This is a genomic window from Acinetobacter sp. NEB149 (genome assembly GCF_012516415.1).
GTDB lineage: Bacteria > Pseudomonadota > Gammaproteobacteria > Pseudomonadales > Moraxellaceae > Acinetobacter > Acinetobacter lwoffii_V.
Window position 1 is genome coordinate 2722060 of the sequence record NZ_CP051208.1, and the last position, 15360, is coordinate 2737419.

Consider the following 15360-nt stretch of genomic DNA (forward strand, 5'->3'; position numbering starts at 1 on the left):
ATACAATAAAAAAGCACCCGTAGGTGCTTTTTTATTGTATTTCTCTTATTGATACCAGCCGAACAGCTTAAAGATATAAGGCACATAGGCAATGATCAGCATCGCAGGCAGCAATACTATCACCGGCAAAATCCAGCGTTCATAACGGTAGTAGAAAGACAAGTGTCGTACTTCTGCATCCGCCTCGGCCACTTCGGCATCGCCAATCGACTGTCTGGCCAGCAGATGATTCAGCGCAACCGGTGGCGTCACATAACCCAGCTCAAAACCAATCAGGGTAATCATCCAGAAATGTACTGGATGAATGCCGTATTGATAGGCCACTGGAGCCACGGTCGCCGAGATCAGAATCACCGCACCGAATGGATCCATGATCATCCCGACAAAAATCATTAAGCCGACAATCAGTGAAATCACCAGAATGGTACTACTGATATCGGTCGGGAAGGCTTCCATAATTTCCATACGTTCTAGCAAGCCACCGACACTCACCGAAAGTGCCATCAGGATGACCAGAGCACCAATATGTCCCACGGTCTCACTGGTCGAAATATGCATGGACTTCCAGAAACCGACATGACGCAAAATTTCAGTCGCTTTTGAACGCTGCACAGCATGATCAACAACCAGCTCTTTGCCTGGTTGTTCGCTATGTTCAGCTTCACGATATTCTGCATTGGCCGCGGCACCGGCTGTCGCCAGTTCAGGTGTCGATCTTGAGTTTAAAGTTGCGGTCAAGGTTTCATCCCAATGCCCCACTGCCGGCAACGGCGCAGGTTCATGGCGTAACTTATCGAACAGGACAATCATCAGCAGAATGACTGGCATCATCACCGGTGCGGTAAATTCATTCAGGTCAGTCGACAAGGCATATTTATAGAATAACCAGATCAGAATGAAAATCACGATATATGGAATAATCGCCATGAAGGCACGACCGGATTGAGGAGCAGCCACAGTAGGCGCAGCAATGCGGAATTTGTTTTCTGCAAAGAACAGGGAAATTACCAGGAATAAAGTCGAGCTGAGCAGGAAGACATAAATCCCGTAGTGATAGAGCAAGTCGGTGGTCACTTCTTTATTGAGTGATGCCACGACGACAATCAGCAAGCAAGGACGTAAGACTACGCCCATTGAGCCGGACATTGCGGTGGCTGCCAGTGCAAACTGACGGCGTCCACCCGCATTCCAGACTTCCTTATAAATAATCGCACCTGCGGCAATTACAAAAATCCCTGATGCTCCGGTATAGGCAGTCGGTAATGCAGCTGCCAGCAAGATTAGCCAGGTCAGGGTTTCAGGTGCCAAATTCCAGGGACGCAGAATGTTCAGGAACATGTCCACGACACGGGTCTGTTTCAGCAACATACCGGCCCAGATAAACAAGGCCAGATTCAGGAAGATACTAGAAAACTCTACCAATTGACCGAGGTAAATCCCCTGTCCCATTGGATAGTCCATAAAGAAAGTGAAATTTATTCCGGTCGTAATGGCCATATAGGCATATAGCGGTACACTCAGAAAGGCCAGACCAAAACTGCCGCCCTCACGCGTTGGTTTTGGTTGTTTGATCACCTGATACAAGCTGATCAATGTGAGGGTGCTGAACAGAATCATCCACAACCAGTAGATGTATTTCATCTCTCCCATCGGCACGCCCGAGTTCAATACGGACTGATATTGGCTATAGGATGAAAATGCCAGGAAAGCATTAGCAACCAGCATGGCGACCGAATAAACTTTAAAGTCGATACGTGTGCTCGCGCTACGTAAACCAATATGATGAGTTTTTAGGGTGGCACTGATCGCAGCAAAGACCACCATGATAACCAAGAGCAAAGCCCGGTTTTCTGTACCAAACTTGAAGATACCAAAGAAAGAGGTTTCAAACGTCCGATAAGCCCGAATACTTGGATGAGCTTCCACATGTTGAATGGCTTTATCATAGAACAGGTAGGATTCTTCACAGACCTGCTGTGCCTGTAACACCGCAGCACGGACATCCGCTTCCGAACGCACCCCGAAGAAATCAGCATATTCATCGGCTGCATCGGCTTTCATCTGCTGCTGAACACGCTGATCAACATTGATATTGCGTTCACATTGTGGACGCGTCGGTTCAGCCCTTAGAAATGAATATTGCATTGCGGTTGCCGGATCGCCGTAAATACGCTCGCCCATACGCAGCAACTGGCCGTGAATCATTTCCCCGGTGCCAATAATCAAAGTGAGCAAAAGTAAAACCAGCACGACGAAGGTCGAGATCCACTCTGTCCATATATAACGCAACAGACCTAATCCTGATCTGTTTTGATCATCATTTTGCATGTGTATTCCTATTTTTATTTTAGCGGCCTGATGCTTGGTCTAGGACGCCGATCTTCCCTTCTGCCCCGAAAATTCCTTTTCAAAGGTCAGGATCTTTATTCTATGTTTTGACTTTGCATGAAAATTGGCACAATAAAAATGACAATTTATATTTTCTTTTTGTATTTTCTGCCAAGAAAATGATTTATCTCTGCACTTTAATTATCCCGAAAATAATTGCTCACGATATAGATCAGCGCCAGAATAACGCCCCAAATCACACCAAGTAAATGTGCCTCAACCAAAACCGGACTACCGATCAGCTGCGTCGTCCCGACATTGCCAATGGTGTTTTCCCAGACCAGTTTGGCAAAGATCAAAAACAACACCAGCGCCGCAAAACCGCGTTCCCGCTTATACAGCAAATGCACACAGGCCACTGCTACGTAGGCGCCATGCAGTACGCCTGACAAGCCGGCATAGGCTTCAATATTGGGTAAGAAAAAATAAAAACTTAAACTGATCAACGGTGGCAAGATCAGTAAAATGGCACAGAAATGCCAGACGGTGGCGCGTGGAAAAATGAAAGGCAAACAGAGAAAGGCAAGAATGTTCAGGAAATAATGAAGCCAGCCCACATGCACCCAGTGCGCTGTCCAGAGTCGCCAGAATTCACCCAGCAGGCTCTCTTGCCAATAGATGAAATAATCCTGAAAAATTTGCAGACATGCAGAGAGAGAGACAAAAGCCGCTAGAAAAATAATTTTTCGTCGAAAATGTTGATCTAGCATCGGCCTATTGTCCTCCCTGACCATCTAATTTGACTTCATCCCTGAAGATTCATGTATAGTATCTGCATTACAGATCCGCACTGAACAGATCATCGAGCTCGGAAGAACTGTCGGATTCATCCCAGAAACGTTGCATGCCATCATCGCCACTGCGTATACCGGTATTTTCTGTCCAGTAACGATCCGATATGCCACTGACCATAATTGCAGCCATGCTGTCGATCAGCTTGAATTGCGGATTCACCGGTTTTTCCTCGGTACGTGCCTGAGCAAAGGTTTTTAAGGCATCCCGGACTTTGGCATCATCCCCACTGGCCTGAGCCGCTACGGCATACAAGGCATGAGATAAACGTACACCTTTTTGCTCGCCAATTTGTGTAGATTGTTTTAATGTTTGGTAAGGGTCAGGCTTGCCTTCCCCTGCGCCTGGCAACAAAGTCCAGATCACCGCACGGGTGGCATTCGGCGCACCCCAGAATTTCGCGTTATCCAGACACACCATGCCACGCTCGACCACGGCAGCAATATCTTTCGGTACATGCACTGCACCACCCGAGTTAATATCATTGGTCATGGCCTGCAAGCCACTGAGCATACCCAACAGATAAACCGTTTGCTCGATATCACTGTTCATGCGTGGGCATTCTTCACCCAGGGCTTTTTGATATTTCTTTTCATAACGGCTCTGGAACAGCTGATAACCAGTATATTGACGCTGTGCCGCCAGTGCTGCCCAGCGCTTCTGCTCGATTCGGGCATCTTGGGCTTCTGCCACCTGATTGGTTTTTGAAGCACGTAAATAGCGTAACTCGGCTTCCAGCGCTTTTTGCTCGGCACAAATACCGGCAGCCGAATACATCAGCACGGCCACCCGCGTTGGATCCGCCCCCATTTCTTTGGTCGCCATAATGGCCGGCGTTAAAGAATTCCCTGAATTACACACCATTTCAGCATCATCCATCGCTAAAATCGGCGGGACAATATGGTTTTCGGTGAAACCCAGTGCAACATTGGCACCGGTTTTAATGACCTGAGAACACCCTGTCAAAACTGTTGTTGTTATTGCAATGGTCGCCATACCTTGGCATATTTTACGGACGCCTGACATTTTCCTGTCCTCTATAATTGTGATTATGTCCATCTTTCTGCTAAAGATATCAGAAGCATTTTGTGAATAAAAGAGTATTTACTCTAATTTAGACGAGACACTTTGCCATTAAATGGCCGCGCTGCAATTGACTGTATTTAGGAGAATCCCAAATTTTGGGCAAAAAAAAGTAGCATTGCGACGGTTCAGCACATGCTACTTATTAACTGTACAAGCAGAAAAATGATAAAACCCTGCTTGATTAAGATGAAAATTTATCCTTCAGTACCGTCCCGAGTCGTCCGATTACCAGAGCCAAAACAATCGCTACGATCAGAAACATCCACACTGGAAATTCCAGTAAGGTATCCCGTAGTTGCTGTTGGTGAGTTAAATGTACAGGCTAAAAATAAAACATAGGGAATAAATTGTCAGACAATTTCTCTAAGTCATAGATTAACCGTAATTTTTGTCTGACAATAAAAATAGGAAGTTGATCTAAATATTTGTTTTATGTGCATTTTAATCAAATCATTAAAATGTATTTGTCTTACAACTAAATTAATTTAGTCAATAATTTTAAGGACTTCCATTGTTTGAAGGGCAATTGATCACACCAGATCAGCAGAGGTCGCGCCTTGGCATGCTGGAAATACACCACAATATACGCCTGATGATCAATCACGTGACTAATACATACCCGACGGGTTGATCGTGCTTTAGCGGTCAATGACCATTCACGTCCATCCAGATATTCAAACTGTTCAATCTGTGGTGTCTTGCGGTAAAACAGCTGATAAATCACCAAGCCTATGACAGCGCACACTGCCCAAAGTGCAATCGGTAATAACTGATACAACAGATACATCAGCAGTGCAAAAATAAAAAGCTGAAACGCCAATGCACACAGACTGCGTTTCAGCTTGAAGCAACGATTATCCATGAACGTAAAATTTAAGCTTCTTGATAAAATCTTTTAGTTCAGGACGCGGCGGCTCAGACACTTCCATAAACCAGTCCAGCAAATCCGGGTCTTCCTGCTCAACCAGTTCTGCAAACATCTGTTTTTCGAAAGGCTCAGCATTCAGGTAATGGTTTTTTACGTAGGGATCAAAATATACATCCAGTTCTTTTAGACCACGACGCGCACGATAAATCACTTTGCGCTCTTCTAAGCTGATGTCATCAGTCATCGAATTTCCCCAACTCGTTATAAACCCGGACAGTTTACCTGAAGCGCCTGCTGAATTTCGAGGGATTTCAGAGAAATGACCAAAAGCATCAGCAGATTTAGCTCATTTGAACATTTCGCTCATTGCTGCCGATCCTGGCTTGGCCTAACTTTAAACCAAACAGATCAAAATAAGGAATAACAAGATGCAATCTGCAGCCATTCGTCCACTTGCCCCGATGCTGCCGCGCCAACTCTTTACTACCGGACATGAGGCTTTTCGCGAGACGGTAAGTAAATTTTATGAGAAAGAAGTCATTCCATATACCGAGCGTTATGAAAGTCAACAGCATGTAGATCGAGAGCTGTGGAATAAAGCCGGTGAGCTTGGATTGCTCTGCGCTACCATGCCCGAAGAATATGGCGGCTCTGGCGTAGACCGGCTGTATAGCATGATTTTGATTGAGGAACAGGCCTATGCCGGAGATTCAGCGACTGGATTTTCATTGCATTCAGATATTGTTGCCAATTATCTGCTGAATTTTGGTAATGAAGCTCAAAAACAACAATGGTTACCGAAAATGGCGTCTGGAGAGGTCGTCACCGCGATTGCCATGACCGAACCGGGAACTGGCTCTGACCTGCAAGCAGTGCGTACCTCGGCAGTACTCGATGGCGATGACTATGTGATTAGTGGTTCCAAAATCTTTATTACCAATGGCTATCTCTGTGACATGGCGATTGTGGTCTGTAAAACCGGCAATAATGACAAAGGTTCAGCCAATCTTTCATTGATTATGGTCGAAGCAGAGCGTGCCGGATTTAGTAAAGGCAAGCCGCTGAATAAAATTGGCATGAAAGGTCAGGATACCTGCGAACTCTTCTTTGACAATGTTCGGGTACCCACAGAAAACCTGCTCGGTCTGGAAGGCATGGGCTTTATGATGCTGATGAAAGAACTGGCTTGGGAACGCCTGATTGTGGCGATTATCTGTCAGGCAGGCGCTGAAGCCGCTTTTGCCCATACAGTGAAATATACCAAGGAACGTCAGGCATTTGGCAAGAGCATCAGCCATTTTCAAAATACCCGTTTTAAACTGGCAGAACTACGTACCGAGATCGATGTGTGCCGCACTTATCTGGATCGCTGTATGCAGCTGCAACTCAATCACGAACTGGGCGTAGATGCCGCTGCTGCGGCCAAATACAAGATTTCAGAAATGTACAGCAAAGTCGTAGATGAATGTCTGCAATTGCATGGCGGCTATGGTTATATGCTGGAATATCCGATTGCCCGTGCCTATATCGACAACCGTGCCAATCGGATTTATGCGGGTACCAATGAAATCATGAAAGAACTCATCGCCCGTTCACTTTAAAATGGATTCATAAAAAAGGAGTCTCTTAGGACTCCTTTTTCTGTATGCAAAAATATAACTTTAAGAAACCAGACGCGGTTTATGCTTTAAAGCATTGCTGTTTTTTCTAAATTTCAGCACCCCATCTTCAAAGGAAGCCTGTTTGAGTTCCTTGCGGTCTGCGAGATAATTATTGCTGACTTTCCACGGAGCATGTTTACCCTGCTTTGGCATCACATCCGCAGCACGGGCAATATAACCCGAACTGAGACTACCCATGACGGTATCCTGAAGCAATTCGCTCTGATCTCCCTGAGGAATCACCTGCGCATAACCTTGCTGATCCATATAGTTCAACAAACGGCAAATATACTCAGCTGCAATATCGACTTTAAGTGTCCAGGAGGCATTAATATAGCCAATAATCAGCGCCATATTTGGTATATCACTGACCATGATGCCTCTATACAGCATATGCTGTGAGGTATCGATAGGCTGACCATCCATCGTCGCCTGAATCCCGCCGAGGATTTGAATATTCAGACCCGTTGCAGAAACAATAATATCAGCATCCAGATGTTGACCTGATTTCAGCTGAATTCCAGTTTCGGTCAAGGTTTCTATCTGATCCGTTGCAACCGATGCCTGCCCTTCACGTAAAATTTCAAACAGATCCCCATCCGGCACCACACAGAGACGCTGATCCCAAGGTTCATAATTCGGGGTAAAGTGCTTCATGTCCACTTTACCTTTCAGCTGGAATTGCACCGATTTAAGCAAAAGTGATTTTAATAATTTTGGCTGTTTCTGTGCCAAAGCATAAATCCCGCGCTGCATGCCGATATTACGCGCACGTGTCAGCTTGTAGGCGACCTCCTCAGGCAGATATTTACGCATTTTTGAATAAATAAAATCGACCGAAGGCACAGAGGCAATATAAGTCGGTGAACGCTGCAACATGGTCACATGACCTGCTCCACCTTTGACCATCGCAGGAACCAAGGTAATCGCGGTCGCACCACTACCAATAATGACCACCTTTTTGCCTTTATAGTTTAAATTTTCCGGCCAATGTTGCGGATGAATAAACTCACCTTTGAATGCAGTTTGATTTGGAAACTCCGGCTGAAAACCCTGATCATAATTATAATAACCGGTACAACCCAGTATAAAGTTGGCGATCCAGATCTGCGTCTTACCCTGTGCGTCCACAATCTCTACTGACCATTTGCAGGTGGCAGAATCATAATTAGCACTCAGAACCCGATGCTGGAAATGGGTTTTTGGCTGAAGTTTAAACTCTTCTACCACTTCAGCCAGATAATTTTTGATGGATGCGCCATCGGCAAGCACGCTTTCTTTCTTCCAGGGTTTGAAATTAAAACCAAAAGTCGACATATCCGAATCAGAACGGATTCCCGGATATTTAAACAGATCCCAAGTTCCACCAATACTTTCGCGGCGTTCAATAATCTCAAAAGAGCGTTGCGGACAATGTTTAGAAAGATGTGCTGCTAGACCAATCCCCGAGATCCCTGCACCCACAATTAAAATATCTACCTGCTTTTCCATGTTGTTCTTTTACCTAAGCGATGCTATCTGTTTTTATTAAATCACAAAACTGACAATACACAATGTCAAGTTCATTAAAAAGCCACTATTTTTTTATCTTTTCAGGCCAGATCAGTTATGTTGAACTCAATCACTTTAAATTAAAATATACAGGCATTAAAAAAGGCCGGTTTATTCAACCGACCTTTTCGAACAACTTACGTTATTCTTCACGAAATTAGTTAACTTCGCGATCTACTAGCTCAACGTAAGCCATCGGTGCAGCATCACCTGCACGGAAGCCCGCTTTAAGAACACGTAGATAACCGCCGTTACGCTCTTTGTAACGAGGGCCAAGAACGGTAAATAATTTACCAACAGTTGCTGCTGAACGAGTACGAGCAAACGCCAAACGACGGTTTGCTACTGTATCGTTTTTAGCTAAAGTGATTAAAGGCTCAGCTACACGACGTAACTCTTTTGCTTTAGGCACAGTTGTTTTGATCAACTCGTGCTCGAACAAAGAGTTAGCCATGTTTTGGAACATCGCTTTACGATGACTGCTTGTACGGCCTAATTTCACACCACTATTACGATGACGCATGGTGATAGTCCTACTTAATTAACGGCTACGATAGGCGAAACGATCGTCCATACGGAGACTAGCCGGTGGCCAGTTCTCTAAACGCATGCCGAGTTGTAAGCCTTTAGAAGCCAGAACATCTTTGATCTCAGTAAGCGATTTTTTACCCAAGTTAGGAGTTTTAAGCAACTCAACTTCGGTACGCTGTACAAGATCACCAATGTAGTAAATGTTTTCTGCTTTCAAACAGTTAGCAGAACGAACAGTTAGCTCTAGATCATCTACTGGGCGAAGCAAGATTGGGTCAACTTCTTCACGAGGCTCTTGAGCAACAGGTGCTTGATCTTTCTGAAGGTCAACGAAGATCGCAATTTGTTGCTGCAAAATAGTTGCAGCTTTGCGGATCGCTTCTTCAGGATCTACAGTACCGTTAGTTTCAAGATCAATGATCAGTTTATCAAGGTCAGTACGTTGTTCTACACGCGCGTTTTCCACGGTGTATGAAACACGTTTGATTGGGCTGTAAGACGCATCTAACTGCAAGCGACCCACTGGGCGAGTTTCGCCTTCAGGGAAGCGTGAATCAGAAGTCTCGTAGCCACGACCTTGAGCCACTTTCAGACGCATTTTCAATGAGCCTGAGGCACTTAAAGTACCGATCAAATGTTCAGGGTTAACCACTTCAACATTATGAGGTAAACGAAGGTCAGCCGCAGTTACGTCGCCTGCACCTTGTTTCTCTAATGTTAAATAAGCTTCATTTTGATCGAACAGCTTAATCGACAATCCTTTTAGGTTCAGCAAGAGCTCGACGATGTCCTGCTGCAAGCCTTCCAAAGTACTGTACTCGTGCTCGACCCCTTCAATCTCAACTTCTACCACAGCTGCGCCAGGTAGAGAAGAAAGAAGGATGCGACGTAAAGCATTACCAAGAGTATGACCAAAGCCACGCTCTAATGGTTCTAGAATAACTTTTGCCGAGGTCCCGCTTGCCGCTTCGACCTTGATCGCTTGCGGAGTTAGAAACTCATTTGCAGTACGCGTCATATTGCTTCCTCAAGGATTATTTAGAATACAATTCTACAATCAAGCTTTCGTTGATTTCAGCAGGTAAATCAGAACGATCCGGTGCAGCTTTGAACGTACCTTCTAATTTAGAATGGTCAATTTCCATCCAAGAAGGCATGCCACGTTGAGTAGCTAATTCAATTGCGTTTTTGATACGTAATTGTTGCTTAGCGCCTTCGTGAACTGCGATCACATCACCCGCTTTAACTTGGATAGACGCAATGTTAACACGACGGCCATTCAAAGTGATGCTACGGTGAGATACTAACTGACGAGCTTCTGCACGAGTAGAACCGAAACCCATACGATAAACAACGTTATCAAGACGGCTTTCAAGTAGCTTCAACAGGTTTTCACCAGTTGCGCCTTTAACACGAGCAGCTTCTTTATAGTAGTTACTAAATTGACGCTCTAAAACACCGTACATGCGACGTACTTTTTGTTTTTCACGTAATTGTAGTGAGTACTCAGATTGTTTACCACCACGAGCCCCGCCGTGTTGGCCAGGAACTTTCGCATGTTTTTTTGTCTTAACATCAAACGGTTTAACGCCTGATTTAAGTTGCAGGTCTGTCCCTTCGCGACGAGAGAGTTTGCATTTTGGACCAATATAACGAGCCATGAATGTTTCTCCTTACACGCGACGTTTTTTAGGTGGACGGCAACCGTTGTGCGGGATTGGCGTCACATCGGTAATGCTGTTAATTTTATAACCCACTGCACCTAAAGCACGAACCGCAGATTCACGACCAGGACCAGGACCTTTTACAAGGACGTCCAAGTTTTTCAAACCGTAGTCTAAAGCAGCTTTACCAGCAACTTCAGCAGCTACCTGAGCAGCGAACGGAGTTGATTTACGTGATCCACGGAAGCCTTGTCCACCTGAAGTGGCCCAAGCCAGTGCATTACCTTGACGATCGGTAATAGTCACAATGGTGTTATTAAAAGAAGCGTGAATGTGTGCGACACCTTCAGAGACGGTACGAGTGACCTTCTTGCGTGCGCGAGTATCTTTAGCCATCTTTTAGCTTCCAGAAATCTTATTTCTTAATAGGTTTGCGCGGACCTTTACGGGTACGAGCGTTAGTTTTGGTGCGTTGACCGCGGACAGGCAAGCTGCGACGATGACGAAGACCGCGGTAGCAGCCTAAATCCATTAAACGTTTAATGTTCATGGAAATTTCGCGACGTAAATCACCTTCGGTCGGAACCTTAGCAACTTCTGCACGAATCGCATCAAGCTGAGCGTCATCTAATTCACGGATCTTAGTAGTTGGAGCAATACCAGCAGCAGCTAAGATAGCTTTTGAAGTATGGCGACCAATACCAAAGATATACGTTAGAGAGATAACAGCGTGCTTGTTATCCGGAATGTTTACACCGGCAATACGAGCCATTCAATTTTCTCCAAAAAGGCAGTAGATAATCAACCGCCCCACAAAAATCTTGAGGGGCGGATAATAACCTAATTCGCCTACAGAAATCAACAGGTCTTAATCAGATTAACCTTGACGCTGCTTATGACGAGGTTCTGCGCTACAAATTACGCGGATAACCCCATTACGACGGATAACTTTACAGCTACCACAAATTTTCTTAACAGAAGCTTGTACTTTCATGATGAAACCTCAAGTGCGCTTATCCCTTAGGATGAGCAGTCGTTTTTCTCATTAACGTTTGATTATCGTATTGGTGCGAAGTGAGGTGTGATTGCAGCTGAGCCATAAAGTCCATCACTACCACCACAACAATCAGCAAAGAGGTACCACCCAAATAGAATGGAATACCAAATGAACTTTGCAATACCATCGGCATCAAACAAATGACTGCGATGTAAATCGCGCCAATAAAGGTCAAACGATTGAGAATATGATCTAAGTAACGAGCAGTTTGCTCACCTGGACGTATACCAGGCACGTAAGCTCCGCTGCGTTTCAAGTTCTCTGACACTTCTTTAGGACTAAATACCAGTGCTGTATAGAAGTAACAGAAAAAGATAATTAACGCACCAAAGAGCACCAAATACAACGGCTGACCAGGCGACAATACCAATGCTACATCTTGCAGGCTACGCTTAATAAATCCAGCATTTGGATCTGCACTACCCACCCACTGCCCTAAGCTCGCAGGGAACAAAAGTAATGAGCTGGCAAAAATTGCCGGAATCACACCCGCCATATTAATTTTTAATGGCAAATGTGTCTGCTGTGCAGTAAATACACGACGACCTTGTTGTTTTTGAGCATAGTTTACCGGAATACGACGCTGCGCTTTCTCAATAAACACGATCGCTGCCAAAACACCCAGAGATAACAAACCAAAAATTACCAAGCCAATCAGGCTGGTCTGGCCATTATCTACAGAGGAGAAAGATTGCATAATCAGATTAGGCAATCCGGCAACAATACCCGCGAAGATGATCATGGAAATACCATTTCCCACCCCACGCTCGGTAATCTGTTCACCCAACCACATCAAGAACATGGTCCCCGCAACCAGTGAGGTTACTGCAGGAACATAAAAAGCCAAACCAGTATTCAGGGTAATCCCCTGACTGATCAGGCCTGCACACATACCTATCGCCTGTACCAGCGCTAAGAATAATGTACCTTGTCGTGTGTATTGATTAATTTTACGTTTGCCTTGCTCGCCTTCTTTCTTTAAAGCTTCCAGCGAAGGAACCACAGTTGACATCAACTGCACGATAATCGACGCAGAGATGTATGGCATGATCCCGAGAGCAAGAATAGACATTCGTTCTAATGCACCACCAGAAAACATGTTAAACAAACCAAGGATGGTACCTTGGTTTGCATTAAACAAGTTTTCTAACGCAGCATTATTGATGCCTGGTACTGGAATATGCGCTCCTAGTCGAAACACCAACAACGCACCAATGAGAAACATCATTCGACGAATAATTTCACGGTATTTCACATGAAATGGTTGGCCTTTCATCATGTTGACATGACCTGAAGAACTAGGAGTCATAGACACTGGGGATTACTCCTCGACTTTGCCGCCAGCAGCTTCAACAGCAGCTTTAGCGCCTTTAGTCAATGCAACACCTTGAACAGTGAATGCACGAGTAATTTCACCAGAAAGTACGATACGAGCACGGATCATGTCTTTACGTACAACGTTCGCAGCTTTTAAAGTTTCAAGAGACACGATGTCGCCTTCAACTTTAGCAAGCTCAGATAAACGTACTTCAGCAGTTTTCAAAGCCAATTGGCTAGTGAAGCCGAATTTAGGCAAACGACGGTAAAGTGCTGTTTGACCGCCTTCGAAACCTGGACGAGTACCACCGCTCTTACGTGAGTTTTGACCTTTGACACCACGGCCACCGGTCTTACCAACGCCAGAACCGATACCACGGCCTAAACGAAGGTTATCACGTTTAGCACCTTCTGCAGGTGCAATTGTATTTAAACGCAGAGTCATGGCTTATTCCTCTACACTAACCATATAGTAGACTTGGTTGATCATACCACGGTTAGAAGGTGTGTCTAACACTTCTACAGTATGACCAATACGACGCAGACCTAAACCTTGCAGGCTAAGCTTGTGATTTTTCAAGCGGTGCGATGCAGATTTAGTCTGGGTAACTTTAATCGTTTTCATGATTGATTACCCTTGAATTTGTTCTACTGAAAGACCACGTTTCGCAGCAACCTTTTCAGGAGTAGTCATATCACGCAAACCATTGAAAGTTGCGTTTACTACGTTAGCAGCGTTAGTAGAACCACGGCATTTAGTCAACACGTTACGTACGCCTACAGCTTCTAGAACTGCACGCATAGCGCCACCAGCAATTACACCTGTACCTTCAGAGGCAGGCTGCATGAATACGCGGCTAGCGCCGTGACGTGCATGAATTGGGTGCTGTAACGTACCATCAACAAGGTCAACAGTAATCATATTGCGACGAGCAGCTTCAAGTGCTTTAGAGATAGCAGCTGGAACTTCACGTGCTTTACCACGACCAAAACCTACGCGACCATTACCATCACCCACAACAGTTAATGCTGTGAAAGAGAAGATACGACCACCCTTAACAACTTTGGCTACACGATCAACGGCAACCAGCTTTTCAACAAGACCTTCGTTTTGTTCAACTTTAGCCATGATTAGAACTCCAAGCCGTTTTCACGAGCAGCATCAGCCAAGGCTTTGATACGACCATGATATTTAAAACCAGAACGGTCAAATGCAACTTTAGTAACACCAGCTGCTTTAGCGCGTTCTGCGATTAAAGCACCTACTTTTTGAGCTGCTTCAACGTTACCAGTTGTACCCGCACGTAGAGTAGCGTCTAAAGTAGAAGCTTGCGCTAATACTTTGCCACCATCTGCAGAGATAACTTGAGCATAGATGTGACGCGGAGTGCGGTTTACACACAAACGAGTCGCACCCAATGCACGGATGTGCAAGCGTGTGCTTTTCGCACGACGCAAACGGGATTGTTTCTTTTCGTTCATAAGAACCTCGCGCCTTATTTCTTCTTAGCTTCTTTACGAAGTACAACTTCGTCAGAATAACGAACACCTTTGCCTTTATATGGCTCTGGTGGACGGTAACCACGGATATCTGCAGCAACCTGTCCTAAAGCTGCTTTATCAGCAGACTTAAGAATGATTTCAGTTGCAGTTGGAGTTTCAGCAGTTACACCTGCAGGAAGTGCATAATCGATCGGGTGAGAGAAACCAAGGTTAAGATGAACAACGTCACCTTTAACCGCAGCTTTATAACCAACACCGATAAGCTGTAACTTACGTTCGAAACCTTCGCTAACACCTTTTACAAGGTTGTTAAGCACAGCGCGAGCAGTACCAGCTTGCATCCAAGCGTCTTTCGACTCTTGTACTGGAGCAATAGCTAGAATACCGTCTTCCTGTTTAAGCTCGACCAGCGCATGCAGGTTGAAAGACAATGTACCTTTAGTGCCTTTCACTTCGACCTGCCGGCCGTTCTGAGTAACTGTTACACCGTTAGGTACAGTTACTGGGGCTTTAGCCACACGAGACATGAGGAATCACCTATTAAGAAACAAAAGCAATAACTTCACCACCAACGCCTGCAGCACGTGCAGCGCGATCAGTCATGATGCCTTTGCTTGTAGAAACAATTGCAATACCTAAACCTTGCTTAACGCTCGGAAGTGCATCTTTACCGCGATACTGACGTAGACCTGGACGGCTTACGCGCTTCACAGTTTCGATAACTGGTTTGCCTTCGAAATACTTTAAAGTCAAAGTAAGAGTTGGTTTGCCTTCAGCATCCGCAACTTCTACGTTTGAAATATAACCTTCTTGTTGAAGTAAGTTAGCAATTGCTACCTTCAACTTAGAATTAGGCATAGAAACAGTTTGTTTCTTTGCCATTTGTGCGTTACGAACACGTGTTAGCATGTCGGCAACGGTATCTTGCATACTCATCTATAG

20 protein-coding genes are annotated in these 15360 nt (G+C 45.0%); 1 reads left to right on the forward strand and 19 read right to left on the reverse strand.

The window, feature by feature from the left end; genetic code table 11:
- Positions 1-45 precede the first annotated feature (45 nt).
- From HGD77_RS13100 to HGD77_RS13120, 5 genes are all read right to left on the reverse strand, one after another.
- Positions 46-2328, reverse strand: coding sequence for a TRAP transporter large permease subunit (locus HGD77_RS13100; protein ID WP_168387020.1), 2283 nt, complete (start codon positions 2326-2328; stop codon positions 46-48).
- A gap of 197 nt (positions 2329-2525) precedes the next feature.
- On the reverse strand, positions 2526-3098 hold the full coding sequence (gene rrtA / locus HGD77_RS13105) for a rhombosortase (RefSeq protein WP_004732261.1): 573 nt from the start codon (positions 3096-3098) through the stop codon (positions 2526-2528).
- Between the two features lie 67 nt (positions 3099-3165).
- Positions 3166-4206: a hypothetical protein gene (locus tag HGD77_RS13110; RefSeq protein ID WP_004732263.1), complete on the reverse strand. Its 1041-nt coding sequence runs from the start codon at positions 4204-4206 to the stop codon at positions 3166-3168.
- 535 nt (positions 4207-4741) lie between these two features.
- On the reverse strand, positions 4742-5128 hold the full coding sequence (locus tag HGD77_RS13115; RefSeq protein ID WP_004732265.1) for a hypothetical protein: 387 nt from the start codon (positions 5126-5128) through the stop codon (positions 4742-4744).
- A complete protein-coding gene (locus tag HGD77_RS13120) occupies positions 5121-5378 on the reverse strand; it encodes a succinate dehydrogenase assembly factor 2 (RefSeq protein WP_004281484.1) in 258 nt (85 codons plus the stop codon). The genes HGD77_RS13115 and HGD77_RS13120 overlap by 8 nt, the downstream gene beginning before the upstream one ends.
- Before the next feature lie 184 nt (positions 5379-5562).
- On the opposite strand from HGD77_RS13120, the gene HGD77_RS13125 reads away from it, so the two are divergent.
- Complete coding sequence (locus HGD77_RS13125) at positions 5563-6735, forward strand: acyl-CoA dehydrogenase family protein (protein ID WP_004732268.1); 1173 nt, start codon at positions 5563-5565, stop codon at positions 6733-6735.
- A gap of 60 nt (positions 6736-6795) precedes the next feature.
- Here the strand turns inward: HGD77_RS13125 and HGD77_RS13130 are convergent, their stop codons facing one another.
- From HGD77_RS13130 to rpsH, 14 genes are all read right to left on the reverse strand, one after another.
- The gene (locus tag HGD77_RS13130; protein ID WP_004732270.1) at positions 6796-8286 is read right to left on the reverse strand and encodes a flavin-containing monooxygenase; all 1491 of its coding nucleotides are present in this window, start codon (positions 8284-8286) and stop codon (positions 6796-6798) included.
- A 217-nt stretch (positions 8287-8503) separates the two neighbouring features.
- Complete coding sequence (gene rplQ, locus HGD77_RS13135) at positions 8504-8869, reverse strand: 50S ribosomal protein L17 (protein ID WP_004281488.1); 366 nt, start codon at positions 8867-8869, stop codon at positions 8504-8506.
- A gap of 18 nt (positions 8870-8887) precedes the next feature.
- Positions 8888-9895 (reverse strand): DNA-directed RNA polymerase subunit alpha, encoded by a 1008-nt coding sequence (locus HGD77_RS13140; protein ID WP_004281489.1) that lies wholly within the window; start codon positions 9893-9895, stop codon positions 8888-8890.
- Positions 9896-9911: 16 nt separating this feature from the next.
- Positions 9912-10538, reverse strand: coding sequence for a 30S ribosomal protein S4 (rpsD, locus tag HGD77_RS13145; protein WP_004281490.1), 627 nt, complete (start codon positions 10536-10538; stop codon positions 9912-9914).
- Between the two features lie 12 nt (positions 10539-10550).
- A complete protein-coding gene (gene rpsK, locus HGD77_RS13150) occupies positions 10551-10937 on the reverse strand; it encodes a 30S ribosomal protein S11 (protein WP_004281491.1) in 387 nt (128 codons plus the stop codon).
- A 19-nt stretch (positions 10938-10956) separates the two neighbouring features.
- Positions 10957-11313, reverse strand: coding sequence for a 30S ribosomal protein S13 (gene rpsM / locus HGD77_RS13155; protein WP_004281492.1), 357 nt, complete (start codon positions 11311-11313; stop codon positions 10957-10959).
- 105 nt (positions 11314-11418) lie between these two features.
- A complete protein-coding gene (gene rpmJ, locus HGD77_RS13160) occupies positions 11419-11535 on the reverse strand; it encodes a 50S ribosomal protein L36 (protein ID WP_000867907.1) in 117 nt (38 codons plus the stop codon).
- Between the two features lie 19 nt (positions 11536-11554).
- The gene (gene secY, locus HGD77_RS13165; RefSeq protein WP_171054339.1) at positions 11555-12874 is read right to left on the reverse strand and encodes a preprotein translocase subunit SecY; all 1320 of its coding nucleotides are present in this window, start codon (positions 12872-12874) and stop codon (positions 11555-11557) included.
- 45 nt (positions 12875-12919) lie between these two features.
- Entirely contained in the window at positions 12920-13360 is a 441-nt protein-coding gene (gene rplO / locus HGD77_RS13170; protein WP_004281494.1) for a 50S ribosomal protein L15, read from the reverse strand.
- A gap of 3 nt (positions 13361-13363) precedes the next feature.
- Entirely contained in the window at positions 13364-13540 is a 177-nt protein-coding gene (gene rpmD / locus HGD77_RS13175) for a 50S ribosomal protein L30 (RefSeq protein WP_004281495.1), read from the reverse strand.
- Between the two features lie 6 nt (positions 13541-13546).
- Positions 13547-14044, reverse strand: coding sequence for a 30S ribosomal protein S5 (gene rpsE / locus HGD77_RS13180; protein ID WP_004281496.1), 498 nt, complete (start codon positions 14042-14044; stop codon positions 13547-13549).
- 2 nt (positions 14045-14046) lie between these two features.
- Entirely contained in the window at positions 14047-14397 is a 351-nt protein-coding gene (gene rplR / locus HGD77_RS13185) for a 50S ribosomal protein L18 (RefSeq protein WP_004281497.1), read from the reverse strand.
- Positions 14398-14411: 14 nt separating this feature from the next.
- On the reverse strand, positions 14412-14945 hold the full coding sequence (gene rplF, locus HGD77_RS13190; RefSeq protein ID WP_004645059.1) for a 50S ribosomal protein L6: 534 nt from the start codon (positions 14943-14945) through the stop codon (positions 14412-14414).
- 13 nt (positions 14946-14958) lie between these two features.
- Complete coding sequence (gene rpsH / locus HGD77_RS13195) at positions 14959-15354, reverse strand: 30S ribosomal protein S8 (RefSeq protein ID WP_004281499.1); 396 nt, start codon at positions 15352-15354, stop codon at positions 14959-14961.
- Positions 15355-15360 lie beyond the last annotated feature (6 nt).